Here is a 16,226-nt window from a genome sequence, read left to right as displayed (position 1 = left end):
AAAAGGACTTTTCGATGAGACACATAGGCCCTATCAGCGGCGTCGCCGCCCATGCTGGTGAGTTCATCGCCACCGCCGGCTACGACAACCAAGTCATTCTGTGGAACGCCCAGACCGGGCATTCGATCCACCGTGTCAGCCATGACCACCTGGCCAACCAGTGCGCGTTCAGTGCCGATGGCAAGTACCTGGTGAGCGCCAGCAGCGACTACACCGCCCGCGTCTGGGAAGTGCCGAGCATGCGCCTCAAGGCCGTGCTGTCGGGGCATGACGACGACGTGGAAATGGCGGTGTTCTCGCCGGACGGTGCGTCGATCGCGACCTGCTCGCGCGATCATCAACTGCGCCTCTTCGACCTCGACGGCAACCTCAAGGGCACCTGTCGGGGGCATCAGGCCGATGTGATTTCCGTGGTCTGGTCGCCGGATGGCAAGCGCCTGATTTCCAGCAGCGACGACGGCACGGTGCGCCAGTGGGACACCAGCACCTTCGAGCAATGCGATGAAGTCGACATCGGCGGCGTCGAGACCGATACCGTCGCCATTACCCGTGCCGGCGTGGTGTTTGCCGGTGACGATGAAGGGCGCATCTCGATCATCCATGGGGGCGAGATCCGCTCCATTCCTGCCCACGACGCCGGGATCAAGCGCATTGTCTGGAACGACGAAAAACAGCTGCTGGTGACCTTGAGTTATGACCGCCTGGCGATCCTCTGGCGCTTCGATGGCACCCAGCTGGAGCGCCTGCGCAGCACCAATTTGCCGAGCATCGTCTGGCCGCGCAGCTGTGCGTTCGTCGGCAGTGACGCCTTGGTGTTCGCCACCTTCGGCTCGCGCTACGCCACCTGGGATTATGAACACGATCAGTGGACCGTGGACGGCATTCAGCCTGCGGTGAGCATCAACGCCGTGGTGACCACCGAGGGCGGGCAATACAGCATCGGTGACGCGGGCCTGCTGTTTCGCGATAACCAGCCCGTGAGCGGCGTCGGCAGCCTGTGCAACTTCCTGCTGCCGTTCGGTTCGCTGCTGCTGACCGGTGGGCAGATGGGCCAGGTGTTCGATGCCCTCAGCGGGCGCCTGTTGTATCAGCATCGCTCGCCGCTCAATTGCGGCACCACGTTCCAGCGCAATGGCCAGCTTCATGCACTGATCGGAACCTACACCGGCGAAGGCCTGGTGTTTGTCATCGCCGGCGATAACAGCCTGGAACTGGTGGCGTCGATCCCGATGCACGACAACGCGATCAAAGGCGTGGCCGCCAACGAGCATCACTTGTTCAGCGTGTGCGCCTCGGCCGCCGCCGCCCTGCACAATATCAGCGACTTCAGTTGCGCGCGGCATATCGAAAATGCCCACACGCGTATCTCCAACGGCTGCTGCCGGGTCGACGGCGGTTTCGCCAGCATTGGTCGCGACCTGAAACTGCGCCTGTGGCTGGAGTCCGGTGACGAGGTCTATGACACGCCGCACCGCAATTCCATCAAGTGCATTTGTGCCTCCGCCGACGGGGAGGTGATTGCCACCGCGAACTACAGCGGCACCATCGCGCTGTTCGACTTGCCCAGCCGCTCTTGGCAGCAAGTGCAGCGTCCCACCGCCAGTGGCATCTCCTGCATCACCCACAGCGTGGCCAGTGATGACTTCCTGGCCAGTTCCTACGATGGCCAGATCTACGGGATTGCCACCCGTCGCGCCTCTTGACCCAAGGACCGCCTGATATGAGCAAGCAAGCGCAATTCATGGACGTATCGACGTACCGCCGGGCGCTCGACACCTCATTTGTCCACCGCTACAGCCATGGTGAAGATGAGTGGTCCTGGGACATCGGCATGGCCAAGGCCGCCCGGGTTTTCCTCGAGGCACTGGGGCCGACGCCGGACCAGCACATCCTCGACGTGGGCGTCGGCCGTGCACGGGATGCCTCGGAGTTCATCCTGGCAGGGCACCGGGTGACCGGCCTGGACATCGTCGAGAATTCCAGCTGGCCGCTGCTGCGCAAACGCTGGGGTGAGCGTCTCAGCCTGGTGTGCAGCGCCCTGCAGGATTGGCAGCCACCGGCGGGGGAGGCGTTTGACGGTGTACTCGACAATGGCTGCTTCCATCACCAGCATCCGGATGAATGGGAGCGTTACCTGGCCAATATCCGCCAGTACGCGCGCCCTGGCGCGCTGATCGGGCTCAACGTCTTCGGCGTCGACGCGAGCAATCCGGAGCCGGGCTGGCGCGAGATGGATAACCAGCGTCAAGGTTATTTCTTCACCGAACAGGGCGTGCGCGACACCCTGGAAGCGTTTGGTTTCACCTGGCAGGACCTGGTGGTGATCGAGCGCCAGCATGGCGAGGCGGTGTACCTGTTGGCGCTGGTTCGCACATGAGCCTGGCGCTGGCGCGCGACATGCACTTCATGCGGCTCGCCCTGAAACTGGCTGACCGCGGCGCCTTTACCACGGCGCCGAACCCGCGGGTCGGTTGCGTGATCGCCAAGGGCGACCTGCTGCTTGGCCAGGGCTGGCACGAGTGGGCGGGGCAGGCACACGCCGAAGTCAATGCCCTTCGCGAGGCGGGCGTCGATGCGCGGGGCGCCACCGCCTATGTCACCCTGGAGCCGTGCGGCGGTCATGGGCGCACGCCGCCCTGTGCCGACGCGTTGATCAGGGCCGGGGTGGCGCGGGTGGTGATCGCCAGTGTCGACCGCTCCCAGCATGAGCATCATGGCATTGAGCGGCTTGAGGCGGCGGGGGTGCTGGTCGAACACTTGCCGTGTCCGGAGGCGCGCGAGTTGAACCAGGGGTTTTTCTCGCGTACCGAGCGTAAGCGGCCGTGGCTGAGGGTCAAGCTGGCCATGAGCCTGGACGGGCGCACGGCCCTGGGTAACGGGCAATCCAAATGGATCACTTCGCCCGAGGCCCGGGACGATGTACAAGTGTGGCGCGCCCGGGCCTGCGCGGTGCTCACCGGCAGTGGCACGCTGCTGGCGGACAACCCGCGCCTGACGGTGCGCCTGCCCGACCCGCACACGGCGTTTTCCGCGCCGCTGCGGGTGGTGCTCGACCAGCACCTCAAGGGCGATGCCAATGCCCATGTGCTGGATGGCGCGGCACCGACCCTGGTGTTTCATGGGCCCGGCGTCCAGCCGGCGCACCCACCACCTGCGGGTGTGCGTTTCCGGCAGGTCGGGGTGGACGGCGAAGGACTTGACCTGCGAGAGGTCATGACGGTCCTGGCTGAGGAGGGGTGCAACGAGGTCCAGGTCGAGGCCGGCCCGGTATTGTGTGGCGCCTTTGCGGCGGCAGGCCTGGTGGATGAATGGCTGGTCTACATCGCCCCGCTGTTCCTGGGCAGTGATGCACGGCCGTTGCTGGCGCTGGATGGCTTGACCGATCTGGGCCAGGCGCAACCCTTGTCGATCATCGAGCAGTGTCTGGTGGGGGCGGACATCCGGGTGCGATTGCGCCCGGTCGCCGCCCCGGCGTGATTATTTGCGGCAGGTCAAACCGATCTGCAGGCTGTTGCGCTCGAACAGCTGCCAGTACCCCGCACCCATGGAGGTGCGGCTGTGTTCACTGATCAGCGGGGCGACCCAGGTGAGCTGGTTGAAACCGGCTACCCGTGCGGCTTCTTCGTACACGCCTTGCTCCCAGCGATAGTAGGTAAACGGTGCGGGGGGCGATGACATGAACTGCGCGTTGCAGCGGAACCCGCCGGCGACCGGGGTTTCATCGAACACCTCAATCCCGTAGCGAGTGAAATTGCCTTTTCGCAGTTCGAACGACGGGTTGGCGGTGTAGGCCACCAATTGACCGCCGGGCTTCAGGTTGTCGGCCGCCGACTGAAACATCTTGCTCAGTTCGTCGACACTGCTGGCATAGTTGAAGAGCCAGGCCGCCGTCACCATGTCGTAGGCGCCGATACGGCCCATCTTCGCCACGTCCCGTACTTCGTAGGCGATACCGTCGTTGGCTTGCCGCGCCTGGTAGATCATGTTTTCGGAAATATCCACGCCATGCACCTTGGCCGCCCCCCAGTCCTTCAACTGGCGACTGAAGAAACCATGCCCACAGGCCAGGTCCAGGATACGCAGGCCCTCGACATTGCCGACCATGCTACGGAAGGTGTCGACCTCGACCTTGCGTTGAGAGGCCCTGGCGGTGAAATCCTCGAACTGTTCACTGATGCGTTCGTACACTTCTTTGGATTCTTTCATCTGCATGCCACTCCTTCGAATATGCGGGCTGGGTGATGAGCAAGCCTTGGTGGTTTTTTATGCAAGGTATTGCTTGCGATATTAGGCGCAACGCCTCGATTTAACAAACGGCTTAGTGGGCGGTGCTGCTCGATCGGGTCAGTCTGCTGATGGGAGAGCGTGGGGTTGATTATGCGCTTAGGGAATGTCCAGCATTGTTTTGATCATTATTTTTAATGATTAGCATAGATCCACAAAGCATTTCACAAGCCTGCCGGCGGGCATTATGGTCCTTCTCCACAGGTCAGCGTCGCTGCCATCCACGGAGGAGTATCGTGATGTCCCACTTACCCCGGCAACTCAGGTTCGGTGCCATCCTCACCGGCGTCGGCACCGCGCAGAACGAATGGCTGCACCCGCAAATCCCCGGCGACGCCAGTGTGGACATCAATTGGTACCGCACCCAGGCGCAACAGGCGGAAGCAGCGAAGTTCGACCTGGTGTTCATCGTCGACAGCCCCTACATCACCCCGGATTCGGCACCGCATTTTCTCAACCGCCTGGAGCCGCTGACCCTGCTCTCGGCCGTGGCCGGTGCCACCTCGAAGATCGGCCTGGTGGCCACCCTGACCACGTCCTATACCGAACCCTTCAACGTCGCCCGCCAGTTTGCCTCCCTGGACCTGATCAGCGGCGGCCGTGCCGGCTGGAACGTGGTCACCACCGGCCTCGAAGGCGCGGCCGGCAACTTCGGCCGTGAGCAGCATATCGACCACACCGAGCGCTATCGCCGCGCCGCCGAGCACCTGGAGGTGGTGCAAGGGCTATGGGACTCCTACGAAGACGACGCCTTCGTGCGCGACAAGGCCAGCGGCGTGTTCCTCGACCCGCAACGCCAGCATCGCCTGGATCACCATGGCGAGTTCTTCTCGGTGACCGGGCCGTTGAATATCGCGCGCTCAGCCCAAGGCCAGCCGGTGATTTTCCAGGCGGGTATTTCCGAATCCGGACGCAGCCTGGCGGCCAACTATGCCGAGGGCATTTTTGCCGGCGTGGGCAATTTCGAGGACGCCCAGGCCTACTACCGCGACATCAAACAACGCACCGCCGCCGCCGGACGCAACCCCGACCACGTGACCATCCTGCCGGGCATTTCGCCGATCATTGCCGACACCGACGAACAGGCCCAGGCCATCGACCGCGAACGCAATGGCGAGCTGGATTTGAACAAGGCCCTGGTGCAGTTGGGGCGACCGTTCAACTACCACGACTTCAGCCAGTACCCGCTGGACGAGCCCTTCCCGGACCTGGGCGACCTGGGCAGCAACGGCTATCGCGGGCATGCCGAAAACATCAAGCAAGTCGCCCGCGACCAGCGCCTGACCCTGCGCGAGGCGGCGTTGCGTTTTGCCAAGCCGTTCTCGAGCTTTGTCGGCTCGCCCAAGACCGTGGCCGACGAGATCGAACGCTGGTTTGTGGAAGGTGCGGTGGATGGGTTCAATATCCACGTCGGCGCGCCGGATGACTTTGCGCGGTTTACCGACCAGGTGCTGCCGTTGTTGCGTGAGCGTGGGTTGTTTCGCAGTGAGTACAGCCACAGCACGTTGCGTGGGCATCTGGGCTTGCCGGTGCCGGTGAATCGGCATACGGCGGCAAGGAGCGAGGCGGCCTGAGAGTCACCACCATTTCCAGCGGCCCTGTTGTTTCAGGGTCGCGATAACGCTGTTGCGTTTATGCCTGATTTCCAACATCTCTCGGCGCATTTGTCGTTGGCGTTTGCTGTTCAGGCAGAGAAGTCCGATCAGCGGGCTTAGTAAGGCAAGGGTAAATAGGAGGTGATCGGGGCTGTAAAGGATTGTCGGTAATACGAGCAGTAAGTAGATGATGAACACCCCAACCTGAAGCCACACCCATCGTGGGTAACCGTGAAGGACCAAGCTCTGCGCGACGCCGAATACCGCACACGCAATCCCGCCTGCGATGAAGAACGCATTACTGGTCAGTTCATCGGATGCGTGGGCGAAGTAGGTGAGATTCATCAGGGTGCCGGTGGTGGCAATCGAAAGGCACAAGGCTATAAGGCCGCCAAACAACGCCAGTCTGTGACGCGCCCAAAGAGGGCGAGGATCTATAAGGTAAAGGGGCTCCTGGCGGTTTTTCATTCGCTGAACTCTTCGTAGATACCGATGGCCAGCGTCTTGGTGTTTCCGGACATACCGCTGCTGACGAGGCCCAGTGCTGCTGCAATGGCATCATTGCGATGGGTCGCGATGATGGGTTTTATCTTTGTTGCTGGAATGCGTTTTGGTGCGTTACGTGCGGCTTGCTTGAGCTTGAGGAGCTTGGGTGTCAGGCGCGGGTCTTGGACTCCGCTACCCATTCCGACTCCCGAGGCTCATGCTCCAACATCCGCTTGAACTCCACCGGCCCCACATACCTCGGCGCTTCCCGCAGCACCACCTTGATCGGCCGCACACTGCAAATCGCCTGGAACTCACGCAGTACCACCACGTTGAAATCCCCATCGATATACACCACCCCCGCGCCGATCAACGTCGGGTCGGCGTCTATGGCGAAAAACAACCGCCGCAGGTCGAGGCTGCTTTCAATGCGTTGGCGTGTAGTGCGGTGGGTTGATGGGAAGCCATCCTTTAACAGGGCGACGGTCATTCCTGAACTCCTTTTTTGGGAGTTGAGAGAGTAAAGACGCCGCGACTGGGATGAGTGTCGGAAGCTTCGCCATTTGCAGTCGGGCACTTCCTGACGCGACGTTGACGTCTTGTAGGCCCGCTCCCGATTGAGGAAAAGGGCTGATGGCGCCAAGGATGGTGGGCCGGTGAAGTTTGGCTGGAATATCCGGCAGAACGTCAAGGTGTGATGCGCTGAGAGGGCATAGGTATCTACACAACCTTTCAAACCCTGACACATCTCCCTGTGGTGAGCGGGTCTGTTGTGGTGAGCGGGCTTGCCCCGCGCTGGGCTGCGGAGCAGCCCCAGTCAAGAAGAACGCGGTGTATCAGACACTCTGGAGAGGCTGGTTTTGGGGCTGCTTCGCAGCCCAGCGCGGGACGAGCCCACTCACCACCAGAATGCGGTCGCCTGAAATTGTTTATGCAAGACTCAAGATTTTAGAGTGAAAATTTAACCCTTTAAAATCAATAGGTTATTTTGAGCTTGATAAAGGCCCATCACTCACTCGCCAAACCCGATAATCGCCTTGGTTTCCAGATACTCCTCGAACCCCTGCACCCCATACTCCCGCCCATTCCCCGAGCGCTTGTAGCCCCCAAACGGCGCCATCGGATTCCACGCCGGATGGTTCAGGTGCACCTGGCCGGCGCGTATACGCGAAGCCACCGCTCGCGCAAGATCAAGGTCCTGCCCCTGAACGTGGGCGCCCAGCCCATAGACCGTATCGTTGGCGATGGCGACGGCTTCATCCACCGTCTCATAGGCAATGATGCACAGCACCGGCCCGAATATTTCCTCCTGGGCAATGCGCATGGCGTTGTCCACGTCGGAGAAAACCGTCGGCCGTGTATAGAAGCCCTTGTCAAAACCCGCCGCCCGTCCCGGCCCACCGCACACCAGTTTGGCGCCCTCGTCGAGGCCGGCCTGGATCATGGTCTGGACGCGATGGAACTGGGCTTCGTTGGCGATCGGACCCAACTGCGTCTGTTCCGATTGCGGGTCGCCGACGATCAGTTCATTTGCGGTGGCCGCCGCCAGGGCTTCGACTTCGGCCAGGCGGCTTCTTGGCACGATCATGCGGGTCGGCGCGCTGCACGACTGGCCGACGTTGCGAAACGCCGACATCACCCCCAGCGGCACAGCCTTGGCGAAGTCGGCGTCGGGCAGCAGCACATTCGGCGACTTGCCCCCCAGTTCCTGGGTGACCCGCTTGACCGTCGGCGCGGCCGCCTGGGCAACCAACGCGCCTGCGCGGTTGGAGCCGGTGATGGAAATCATGTCGATATCCCCATGGGCGGCCATGGCCGCGCCGACTTCGGCACCGCTGCCGTTCACCAGGTTGAATACCCCAGGCGGCAGGCCGGCGTCATGCACCAGTTGGGCAAACAGCAGGGCGCTCAATGGCGACAGTTCGCTGGGTTTCAACACCACGGTGCAGCCGGCGGCGATGGCCGGGGCGACTTTTGCGGTGATTTGATACAGCGGCCAGTTCCACGGCGTGATCAGGCCGCACACGCCGATAGGCTCGCGCTCGATTGCGGTGCCGCCTTCCACGGTCTGGAAGCGATAGCTGGACAGCAGGTCACGGGCGACCCGCACGTGTTCGGCCGCCAGCGGCACTTGCATGCCCCGCGCAAAACCGATGGCCGCGCCCATTTCCAGGGACAGCGCCTGTGCCAGCTGCTCTTTGCGTTCAAGGATCAGGGCGTGGATTTTCCCCAGCACCTGGGCTCTCGCAGCCGCCGGGGTTGCAGACCAACCGGCGAACGCCCCGCGTGCCGCCGTAACGGCCCGGTCGACATCCTCCGCAGACCCGCGTGCCACCTCGACAACCACGGCTTCAGTGGCCGGGTTGACCACCGGCAGCGTCGCCGGGATCGCCGGGGACGTCCAACGCCCGTTGATGTAAAACTGGTGAGCCGTTTGCGCATCAACGCTGTAGCTGTTTGAAGATTGAGTTGTCATCCAACTGGCTCCCTGGAGCGGTAATAGGCGTTGCAAACAGCACGGCCCGGTGTCCGGATAAGCTAGCAAAAGGCTCCCGCGCAAAGATGCCGTTATTCAACGCTGCAAGGGATAATCTGCTGAATCCGGCAGGCGGGTGAGGCTCATATGAGTTTTCCTGTGGTGGGGGCGTTTGCCGGCACCGTCGAAGGTTGGGTAAAGCGCCGGATATCGAACGGGCTGATCAAGGTGCTGGTACTGCCGGTGCTGATCAGTTCGGCCATCACATCCCCCACGCCCGGGCCGAGCTGGAAGCCGTGGCCGCAGAAGCCGAAGGCATAAAACAGCCCGTCCACGCTGCCGCTGGGGCCCATCACCGGCAGGGAGTCGGGTGTATAGCTTTCGATGCCGCTCCACACGCGGATGATGTTCAGTTTCTCGGCGCCCGGTAACAGCCGTTTCATCTGGCGCATCTGGTTGAGCAGGCTCTCGGGCTTGAAAAACGCGCGGCGGTTGAGCATGTCCGGCGTGCAGCGGGCGCCGCCACCGATGATGATGTTGCCGCGCGGGATCTGGCGGAAGTAGATCACCTCTTCCTTGAGCTTGGTGAACACACCGATCACGGTTTTCAGCGCATAGGGCACCGGTTCCGTCACCGACATCTGCGGGCCGTTGGGCTCCAGCGGCACCGGCTCGCCGAAGCGCTCGGACAGGCGCGCGGCCCAGGCGCCGGCGGTAATCAACAATTGCTCGGCAACAAACAACTGACCGTCGGTGGTGGTGACGTGGAACAGGCCGTTGACCTTTTCCACGTCGGCGACTTCGGTTTTTTCCTCGATGCGTGCACCGAGGCGCCGTGCGGCGCGGGCAAACGCCGGCGCGGCCAGGCGTGGGTTGGCGTGGCCGTCGTGGGGCGCGTAGGAGCCGCCTTTCACCTCGGGGCCGAGGAAACCGAAACGCTGGTGCAACTCGGCGCCGCGATAGATTTTCAGGTCCAGTTGCGCGGCTTCCGGCGCAGCGGCGTAGGCCTCCAGTTCAGCGATTTCATCTTCGCGATAGCACACGCGCATGTGGCCGCTGGGGATGAATTCCAGGTCGTCGTCGATCAGCTCCGGCAGGCGCTTCCACAGTGCCCATGAACGGTTGGCCAGTTCCAGTTGCCCCAGGTAGCGGCCCTGGCGGCGCACATTGCCGAAGTTCACACCGCTGGCGTACTGACCGATCTGGTCGCGTTCCAGCAGCGTGACCGAGCAGCCGCGGCGGCGCAGGAAAAACGCCGACGAGGCGCCCATGATGCCGCCACCGATGATCAGCACAGCGCTTTTTTGCGGGTTCATGCAGGCTGCTCCTGTGTGGCACGGGCCACCGCTTCGATTTCGATCAGGTAGCCATGGTGCAACACCGACACGGGCACCACGGCGCGGGCCGGTTTATGTTCACCCAGGTAGCACGCGTAGATCCGGTCGAAGGCGGGCCAGTGTTCGATGCCGACCACGTAGACCGTCACTTTGAGCAGGTCACCGAGGCTCAGGCCCGCTTCATCGAGGATCGCCACCAGGTTATCCAGGGCAAGCGAGGCTTGCACCGCGAACGGTTGCCCGGCGCTGTGCTCGCCATTGGCGCGTACCGGCAGTTGCCCCGACACATACAGCACGCCGCCGTGTGCCACCGCCTGGGAATAGTGCCCGCCCGGCGGTGCCGCGTGGGGGCTATGAATCGAGTGGATGCGATTACCAGCCATGCAGGCGACTCCAGGTGTGCACGCTGCCATCGGCCTCCACCGCGTGATAATCCGGGAACTGCGCGCCGGTGGCACAGGCATGGTTGGGCAGGATGCGCAGCCGACTGCCGATGGGGAAGCGCGTGACAAGCGCGTCACTGTGGGCAGCGCCCAGGCTGACGATGCCGTGTTCCTGGTTGGCAGCGGTGACCCGCGCGCCGTCGATCCAGTCGCCCGCTTCGCTGCACACTTGGCCGTAACCGAAGTCCTGGTGCTGGCGCTGGGTGCCACGGTCACGGCTCATGGCCATCCAACCGGCGTCGGTGATGATCCAGCCTTTGTCCGGCTGATGGCCGATCACGGTGGTCAGTACGCTCAGCGCCAACTCATCGGCCTGGCACACGCCGATGTTGCGCATGACCAGGTCGAAGAACACATACACCCCCGCGCGCACTTCGGTGACGCCGTCCAGGTTCAGCGCCGAGAGGGCCGTGGGAGTGGAGCCGATGCTGACCTCGGGGCACGCCAGCCCGGCTGCGCGGAGGGTGTCTGCGGCGTGTACGCAAAGTGCGCGTTCCTGTTCGGCCAGCGCTTGCAGGGGTTCAAGGCTGTCCAGCTCGTAGCTCGAGCCGGCGTGGGTCATCACGCCACGCAGGTGCAGGCCGCCCTCGCTGAGGATGCGGGCGACGTCGATAAGTACAGGGTCCTGCGCGGCCAGGCCGGAGCGATGGCCGTCGCAATCGATTTCGATCCACACGTCGAAGCGTGCGTCATGCTGCTGTGCGAAAGCGACGATGGCCTCGGCGCCCGGGACGCTGTCGGTGAGCAGGCTGAGGTTGCAGCCTTTGCGCCACAGGGCCAGGGCCTGGGGCAGTTTGCCCGGGGCGATGGCCACGGCGTAGAACACATCGCGGATGCCGGCGGCGAAACAATGCTCGGCTTCCTTGAGGGTGGACACTGTGACACCGCTGGCCCCGGCGGCGATCTGGGCGTGGATCACCGGCAGGCACTTGCTGGTCTTGATATGCGGGCGCAAGCGCACGCCCAGGCTGTTCATGCGCTCTTGCATGCGCTGGATATTGCGCTGCATCTGCGGGATGTCGACGAGCGCGGCGGGCGTGTCGAGGGAAGCAATCGGCGTGGACATGGCGGACCTCGTGTGGCGGGGGACAGGCTGCACTCTACTCAGCTGTTGTTAACCTGTGGTTCAATCGGTACTCATCAATCATTAAGTAAAATTGAATGATTTCCATCGAAGACCTGCGCCTTGCCGTGACCCTGGCCCGCTCGGAGTCGCTGAGCGCCGCCGCCCGCACCCTGAATGTGTCGCCGCCGGCGTTGTCCATGCGCCTGCGCAAGCTGGAGACGCTGCTCGGGCTGAGCCTGGCCAATCGCGATGCGCGGCGCCTCAGCCTGACGGCGGATGGCGAGCGTTTTTCGCGGGAGAGCGCGCTGTTGCTGGAACAGCTTGAAGCGCTGCCGGAGTCGTTCCGGCACAAGGATGAAACCCTGGTGGGCACCTTGAGGGTGGCGGCGCCGTTTGGCTATGGCCGCCAGCGCATCGCACCGCTGTTGGCGCGGTTTGCCAAACTGCACCCGCAGCTGTGTATGCATCTGGATTTGCGCGAGACGCCCTGGCCCGATCGCCATGACAGCGATGCGGTGGTTCATATCGGCCATCTGAATGACAGCCTGTGGACCGCGCGGCCACTGACACCAAACGAGCGCTGGTTGTGCGCCAGCCCGGCCTACCTGCACGCCCACGGCGTGCCGTCTGCGCCGGATGAGCTGGCGTCTCATCGCTGCATCTGCATTCGGGAAAATGATGAGGACGTGACCCTGTGGCACCTGCGCAAAGGCCAGTGCCGCAAGACCCTGCGCGTGGAACCTGCGTTGTTGAGCAACGATGGCAGCGTTGCCCGACGTTGGGCCGAGCAAGGCTTGGGGCTGGTGCTGCGTTCGCAGTGGGACGTGAGTGATGCCCTGGCCAGCGGCAGCCTGGTACGTGTGTTGGCGGACTGGAGCTTTGACAGCGCACCGGTGCTGCTGCTGGTGCCGTCGCGCAAACTGCGCAGCCCGCGCGTACAGGCGTTGGTGACGTTTCTGGAAGAGGCGTTGAAGGCCTGAGTCACTTCACCGCGTAGACCTTGCGCACGTACACCGTACTGGTCCAGGCGCAGGGCGCGCCCTTGGCCACGAACACGGTGTCGCCGGTATGCACCGTGACTTCGCCACCTTCGTTGCCCTGCAGGGTGACGCGGCCTTCGAGCAGGTGCATCAGTTCGTGCAGTTTGTGCGGGCGGCCGTGGCGGGCGTAGGGCGTCGAGTCCCAGATGCCGACGCGCAGCTCGGTCACGGCATCGTCGAACAGGTTGAGGGCGCGGCACTGCGGGGTAGGGCCGATCAGTATCTGGGGTTCCGGCGCGGCGGAGGAGTTGAGCAGGGTGTGCGGCGCGAGCAGGGTCAGGCCGGGGCACACCGGGGCATCGGCCTGCTCGACCGCGCAGAACGCCCATTCGCTGCCTGCACTGGCCTGCACCGTGAGGCGTGTGCCGAAGCCGATGACGGCGCTGGCGCCGACGTCCAATTCCAAGGTCTGTTCCGCGTCACTGAGCACGACATGGCCTGCATGTACCACCAGCGTTTCGCTGTGGGGGAACTCTTCGATCACCGCTTCGCCGCTGAAGGACACCACGCCGGCTGACACGCCATCGTCGCCCATCCAGGCGAGTTGGCGGCTGTCGCCGAACGGGTCCAGCGCGCTCAAGGCGGCCTGGTTGAAAGACGTGGCAACGCGGCTGCCGTCGGCGCGTGCCAACAGCAGGATACGGGGAGATGACATGGGGAGTGCTCCGGGAGAAAAGTCAGCCGATCGCCTGGGTGATCAGGGCAAAGGGGTGGACGCCTTGGCTGGCCTGGGGTGGCGTACCCAGGGCCATTTGCGCGACGGTGTCGATGTTCTTCAGGCCGGCCTGTTCGAGCCAGTCGCTGAGGCCGCAGGCAACGGGAATGTCGATGCGCACAAAGGTGTCCGGCACCTGGGCCAGCAAGGTGGCGATCAGGTACTTGGCCTGCTCGATATTTTCCGCCACCACCGGGCCGATGCAACGCCCACGCCCAAACGGCCGCAGCAGGGCGAAGCCGCGTAGCCGGCCGTCGCGTTCGATACCCACGGCGTGCTCCACCTGCAGGTCACGCAGCACTTCACGGCGGTCCATACCGCTGGCGGCCTTGGCCAGCGCGAGCAGGCTGGCGTGATCATCGGCGTTAAGCGCCCGGCAGGTTTCGCCGTCGGCCAGCGTCGGCAGCGCGGGCACCACCGCCTGGCCCTGATGCTGCTGCACCCGGCCGAACTCGACGAACCCCTGGCTGGCATACAACGGCGCGCCGGCGAGGGTGGCGTTGAGGACCGGCGTGCGCGTATCGCAAGCGGCAATGGCCTTCTCCATCAAGCGCCGGCCGATGCCCTGGCCCTGGTAGTCATTGCTGACGATCACCAGGCCGATGGTGGCGTAGTCGCCCTGGGGGCAGGTGAACGCGCTGCCGATCAGCCGCTCGCCATCCATTGCCACGAAGCCGTCGCTGACCCGTTGCAACATTGCCCAGTCTTCCAGGCGGTGAGGCCATTTGAGTTGCACCGACAAATCGTGGGCGGCCGGCAGATCGGCTGCGGTCATTGGGCGGTAGAGATAAGTGGGGTGTGGCAGGGCGGACATGGCGAGCCTCCGTGGAGCGTTGTTTTGGCGGTGTCAGGTTGCTTGTATCCCACCTGGGTTGGAGGCTGGCAAGGGGGCCGGGAATATTCGGTAGATTCCTCGCGGTGTGCAGGGCGAGACCACAGTTACTACTTAATTGGGGTTGGGGGGCAGCAGCAAATGCCATGGGGTTGGCGTTGGAGCCAACTGGAGTAGGAAGGGTGTACACGGTACAAATGTGGGAGGGGGCTTGCTCCCGATGAGGCCGTGTCAGTGGATACATCTGTAGCTGACCCACTGCCATCGGGGCATAAGTATCTACACATTTTTTTCAGCGGTCTGTGGCGAGGGCACTTGCTTCCGTGGCGGCCTTCGGGCCGACCGCTTTTTTTTGGGGTGAGTACATATCCGTTCCTGCGGTAACGGCTGCCTATGGTTCCGCTCTTACAGCGGGTCACTTTTGGAAAGACCCAAAAGTAACCAAAAGGTCTTCGCCCCAACACTCGGCACCTCGCCTAGGCTCGGTGTGCCCTCACTCCGGCTTTGGAGCCGACCGGAGTTGTGCCTGGTGTACTCGGTAAAAAATGTGGGAGGGGGCTTGCCCCCTCCCACATTTGGATCTCCACATATCAGCTAGAACTCGGTCTGCTTTTGCTCTGCTTTTGCTCTGGCTTTTGATCTTGATCCTAGGCGCCCCGTTAACCACGCTGGCCGAACGCAGGCTTGAATCCGTGGGTAACCCGGCAGGACGCCGGGTTAGCCGTCCTGGGCCAGGGATGGCCCATGACGGCGGCCCACGGATTCAAGCCGGAGTGAGGGCATACCGAGCCTAGGCGAGGTACCGAGTGGTGGGGCAAGAGCCCTTTTGGTTACTTTTGGGGCTCTTTTCCAAAAGTGACCCGCCGTAAGGGCGGAACCCATAGCCGCCGTTACCGCAGCAACGGATATGTACTCGGTCAAACCCAACGACATGGTCGGCCCGAAGGCCGCCACGGAACCCAGCTCCCTCCCACCGTTCAACCCGCCACACTTTCTGCCGCCCCCACCCCCGTGCTTAAGCCTCTGCACCCCGAAAAGCCCCCTAAAAGCGCACAAACACTGGCCCTGCCCAAGCCTGGCGCGCACCGCAAAGTCTGCTGAGCCCGGCCACCAAAACGGTGGTTTGTATTGAGCGCAGGTCTTTTTAGACGGCATATGCTGATTTCACAGTGGTGTAATGAACCTGTGCTGCAACGAGGCCGACGCGCCGCCAGGGCAGCGAACGCTTGTCACACTCAACGAACTCCAGGACCGCACTCAATGAGCTTTCTTCGTCCCAAATTCATTACGTTCGACTGCTACGGTACGCTGACCAACTTCCATATGGGCACCATGACCCGCGAGCTGTTCGCCGATCGCATCACGCCCGAGCAGATGGACCAGTTCGTCAAGGATTTCTCGGCCTACCGCCTCGACCAGGTCATGGGCGACTGGCGCCCGTACGATGAAATCCTCAAGACCGCCCTGGCTCGTACCTGCAAGCGCTGGGGTATCGACTATCGCGAGGAAGGCCAGCTGTATTACGACGCCGTGCCGACCTGGGGCCCCCATGCGGACGTGCCGGCCGGGCTGTCGAAAATTGCCGACAAGATTCCCCTGGTGATCTTCTCCAATGCCAGCGACAGCCAGATCATGTCCAACGTCGACAAGCTCGGCGCGCCGTTCCACAAGGTGTTCACCGCCGAGCAGGCCCAGGCCTACAAGCCGCGCCTGGCCGCGTTTGAATTCATGCTCGACAACCTCGGCTGCGGCCCGGAAGACATCTTGCATGTGTCGTCCAGCTTCCGTTACGACCTGATGCCGGCCCATGACATGAAGATCAAAAACAAAGCCTTCGTTGCCCGTGGCCACGAAGTGCCGGGTAACGCGTTCTACGGTTACCAGCAGATCACCGATATCGGTGGGCTGCCGGCGCTGGTCGGTCTGTAATCGCACACCTCTGAGGGCTAGAC

16 protein-coding genes are annotated in these 16,226 nt (G+C 63.1%); 6 read left to right on the top strand and 10 right to left on the bottom strand.

Features of this window, described 5'->3' with window-relative positions:
* Window positions 1–14: 14 nt before the first annotated feature.
* The 3 genes from FX984_RS08265 to ribD are packed head-to-tail and all read left to right on the top strand — an operon-like array spanning window position 15 to window position 3,477.
* The gene (locus FX984_RS08265; protein WP_027607439.1) at window positions 15–1,703 is read left to right on the top strand and encodes a WD40 repeat domain-containing protein; all 1,689 of its coding nucleotides are present in this window, start codon (window positions 15–17) and stop codon (window positions 1,701–1,703) included.
* A 17-nt stretch (window positions 1,704–1,720) separates the two neighbouring features.
* Complete coding sequence (locus FX984_RS08260; protein ID WP_092354831.1) at window positions 1,721–2,377, top strand: class I SAM-dependent methyltransferase; 657 nt, start codon at window positions 1,721–1,723, stop codon at window positions 2,375–2,377.
* Window positions 2,374–3,477 carry a bifunctional diaminohydroxyphosphoribosylaminopyrimidine deaminase/5-amino-6-(5-phosphoribosylamino)uracil reductase RibD gene (gene ribD / locus FX984_RS08255; protein ID WP_223841609.1) on the top strand — a complete coding sequence of 368 codons (1,104 nt, stop codon included), beginning with the start codon at window positions 2,374–2,376 and terminating at the stop codon, window positions 3,475–3,477. The genes FX984_RS08260 and ribD overlap by 4 nt, the downstream gene beginning before the upstream one ends.
* Here the strand turns inward: ribD and FX984_RS08250 are convergent, their stop codons facing one another.
* Window positions 3,478–4,206 (bottom strand): class I SAM-dependent methyltransferase, encoded by a 729-nt coding sequence (locus tag FX984_RS08250; RefSeq protein ID WP_092355469.1) that lies wholly within the window; start codon window positions 4,204–4,206, stop codon window positions 3,478–3,480.
* Window positions 4,207–4,523: 317 nt separating this feature from the next.
* Between FX984_RS08250 and FX984_RS08245 the strand changes: the two genes are divergently transcribed.
* Window positions 4,524–5,858 (top strand): LLM class flavin-dependent oxidoreductase, encoded by a 1,335-nt coding sequence (locus FX984_RS08245; RefSeq protein WP_092354828.1) that lies wholly within the window; start codon window positions 4,524–4,526, stop codon window positions 5,856–5,858.
* 3 nt (window positions 5,859–5,861) lie between these two features.
* Here the strand turns inward: FX984_RS08245 and FX984_RS08240 are convergent, their stop codons facing one another.
* The 7 genes from FX984_RS08240 to FX984_RS08210 form a co-directional block, all read right to left on the bottom strand.
* A complete protein-coding gene (locus FX984_RS08240; protein WP_051429394.1) occupies window positions 5,862–6,347 on the bottom strand; it encodes a hypothetical protein in 486 nt (161 codons plus the stop codon).
* Complete coding sequence (locus FX984_RS33155; protein WP_027607445.1) at window positions 6,344–6,565, bottom strand: hypothetical protein; 222 nt, start codon at window positions 6,563–6,565, stop codon at window positions 6,344–6,346. Before FX984_RS33155 ends, FX984_RS08240 begins: the two co-directional genes overlap by 4 nt.
* Window positions 6,535–6,855 carry a hypothetical protein gene (locus FX984_RS33150; protein WP_430713192.1) on the bottom strand — a complete coding sequence of 107 codons (321 nt, stop codon included), beginning with the start codon at window positions 6,853–6,855 and terminating at the stop codon, window positions 6,535–6,537. Before FX984_RS33150 ends, FX984_RS33155 begins: the two co-directional genes overlap by 31 nt.
* A 522-nt stretch (window positions 6,856–7,377) precedes the next feature.
* A complete protein-coding gene (locus FX984_RS08225; protein WP_146476524.1) occupies window positions 7,378–8,841 on the bottom strand; it encodes an aldehyde dehydrogenase family protein in 1,464 nt (487 codons plus the stop codon).
* 143 nt (window positions 8,842–8,984) lie between these two features.
* A complete protein-coding gene (locus tag FX984_RS08220) occupies window positions 8,985–10,157 on the bottom strand; it encodes an NAD(P)/FAD-dependent oxidoreductase (protein WP_108574157.1) in 1,173 nt (390 codons plus the stop codon).
* Window positions 10,154–10,561: a RidA family protein gene (locus FX984_RS08215; protein WP_146476523.1), complete on the bottom strand. Its 408-nt coding sequence runs from the start codon at window positions 10,559–10,561 to the stop codon at window positions 10,154–10,156. The genes FX984_RS08220 and FX984_RS08215 overlap by 4 nt, the downstream gene beginning before the upstream one ends.
* Complete coding sequence (locus tag FX984_RS08210; RefSeq protein WP_146476522.1) at window positions 10,551–11,687, bottom strand: DSD1 family PLP-dependent enzyme; 1,137 nt, start codon at window positions 11,685–11,687, stop codon at window positions 10,551–10,553. Before FX984_RS08210 ends, FX984_RS08215 begins: the two co-directional genes overlap by 11 nt.
* 95 nt (window positions 11,688–11,782) lie before the next feature.
* On the opposite strand from FX984_RS08210, the gene FX984_RS08205 reads away from it, so the two are divergent.
* The gene (locus tag FX984_RS08205) at window positions 11,783–12,667 is read left to right on the top strand and encodes a LysR family transcriptional regulator (protein WP_146476521.1); all 885 of its coding nucleotides are present in this window, start codon (window positions 11,783–11,785) and stop codon (window positions 12,665–12,667) included.
* A 1-nt stretch (window position 12,668) separates the two neighbouring features.
* Here the strand turns inward: FX984_RS08205 and FX984_RS08200 are convergent, their stop codons facing one another.
* Both FX984_RS08200 and FX984_RS08195 read right to left on the bottom strand, forming a co-directional pair.
* Window positions 12,669–13,382: a cupin domain-containing protein gene (locus FX984_RS08200; protein ID WP_146476520.1), complete on the bottom strand. Its 714-nt coding sequence runs from the start codon at window positions 13,380–13,382 to the stop codon at window positions 12,669–12,671.
* A gap of 22 nt (window positions 13,383–13,404) precedes the next feature.
* Window positions 13,405–14,256, bottom strand: a complete 852-nt coding sequence (locus tag FX984_RS08195) for a GNAT family N-acetyltransferase (protein WP_027607453.1) — start codon at window positions 14,254–14,256, stop codon at window positions 13,405–13,407.
* A 1,278-nt stretch (window positions 14,257–15,534) separates the two neighbouring features.
* Between FX984_RS08195 and FX984_RS08185 the strand changes: the two genes are divergently transcribed.
* Entirely contained in the window at window positions 15,535–16,203 is a 669-nt protein-coding gene (locus FX984_RS08185; RefSeq protein ID WP_065940281.1) for a haloacid dehalogenase type II, read from the top strand.
* The last annotated feature ends 23 nt before the right edge of the window (window positions 16,204–16,226 follow it).

The organism is Pseudomonas marginalis, assembly GCF_008692035.1.
GTDB lineage: Bacteria > Pseudomonadota > Gammaproteobacteria > Pseudomonadales > Pseudomonadaceae > Aquipseudomonas > Aquipseudomonas marginalis.
The sequence above is the reverse complement of the archived record's forward strand: the minus strand, read 5'-3'. Positions and strand labels throughout refer to the sequence as shown.

Excerpts from the sequence above, each read along its gene's own strand:
- FX984_RS08265 (WP_027607439.1), top strand. The coding sequence starts at position 15 with ATGAGACACATAGGCCCTATCAGCGGCGTCGCCGCCCATGCTGGTGAG.
- FX984_RS08260 (WP_092354831.1), top strand. The coding sequence starts at position 1,721 with ATGAGCAAGCAAGCGCAATTCATGGACGTATCGACGTACCGCCGGGCG.
- ribD (WP_223841609.1), top strand. The coding sequence starts at position 2,374 with ATGAGCCTGGCGCTGGCGCGCGACATGCACTTCATGCGGCTCGCCCTG.
- FX984_RS08250 (WP_092355469.1), bottom strand. The coding sequence starts at position 4,206 with ATGAAAGAATCCAAAGAAGTGTACGAACGCATCAGTGAACAGTTCGAG.
- FX984_RS08245 (WP_092354828.1), top strand. The coding sequence starts at position 4,524 with ATGTCCCACTTACCCCGGCAACTCAGGTTCGGTGCCATCCTCACCGGC.
- FX984_RS08240 (WP_051429394.1), bottom strand. The coding sequence starts at position 6,347 with ATGAAAAACCGCCAGGAGCCCCTTTACCTTATAGATCCTCGCCCTCTT.
- FX984_RS33155 (WP_027607445.1), bottom strand. The coding sequence starts at position 6,565 with ATGGGTAGCGGAGTCCAAGACCCGCGCCTGACACCCAAGCTCCTCAAG.
- FX984_RS33150 (WP_430713192.1), bottom strand. The coding sequence starts at position 6,855 with ATGACCGTCGCCCTGTTAAAGGATGGCTTCCCATCAACCCACCGCACT.
- FX984_RS08225 (WP_146476524.1), bottom strand. The coding sequence starts at position 8,841 with ATGACAACTCAATCTTCAAACAGCTACAGCGTTGATGCGCAAACGGCT.
- FX984_RS08220 (WP_108574157.1), bottom strand. The coding sequence starts at position 10,157 with ATGAACCCGCAAAAAAGCGCTGTGCTGATCATCGGTGGCGGCATCATG.
- FX984_RS08215 (WP_146476523.1), bottom strand. The coding sequence starts at position 10,561 with ATGGCTGGTAATCGCATCCACTCGATTCATAGCCCCCACGCGGCACCG.
- FX984_RS08210 (WP_146476522.1), bottom strand. The coding sequence starts at position 11,687 with ATGTCCACGCCGATTGCTTCCCTCGACACGCCCGCCGCGCTCGTCGAC.
- FX984_RS08205 (WP_146476521.1), top strand. The coding sequence starts at position 11,783 with ATGATTTCCATCGAAGACCTGCGCCTTGCCGTGACCCTGGCCCGCTCG.
- FX984_RS08200 (WP_146476520.1), bottom strand. The coding sequence starts at position 13,382 with ATGTCATCTCCCCGTATCCTGCTGTTGGCACGCGCCGACGGCAGCCGC.
- FX984_RS08195 (WP_027607453.1), bottom strand. The coding sequence starts at position 14,256 with ATGTCCGCCCTGCCACACCCCACTTATCTCTACCGCCCAATGACCGCA.
- FX984_RS08185 (WP_065940281.1), top strand. The coding sequence starts at position 15,535 with ATGAGCTTTCTTCGTCCCAAATTCATTACGTTCGACTGCTACGGTACG.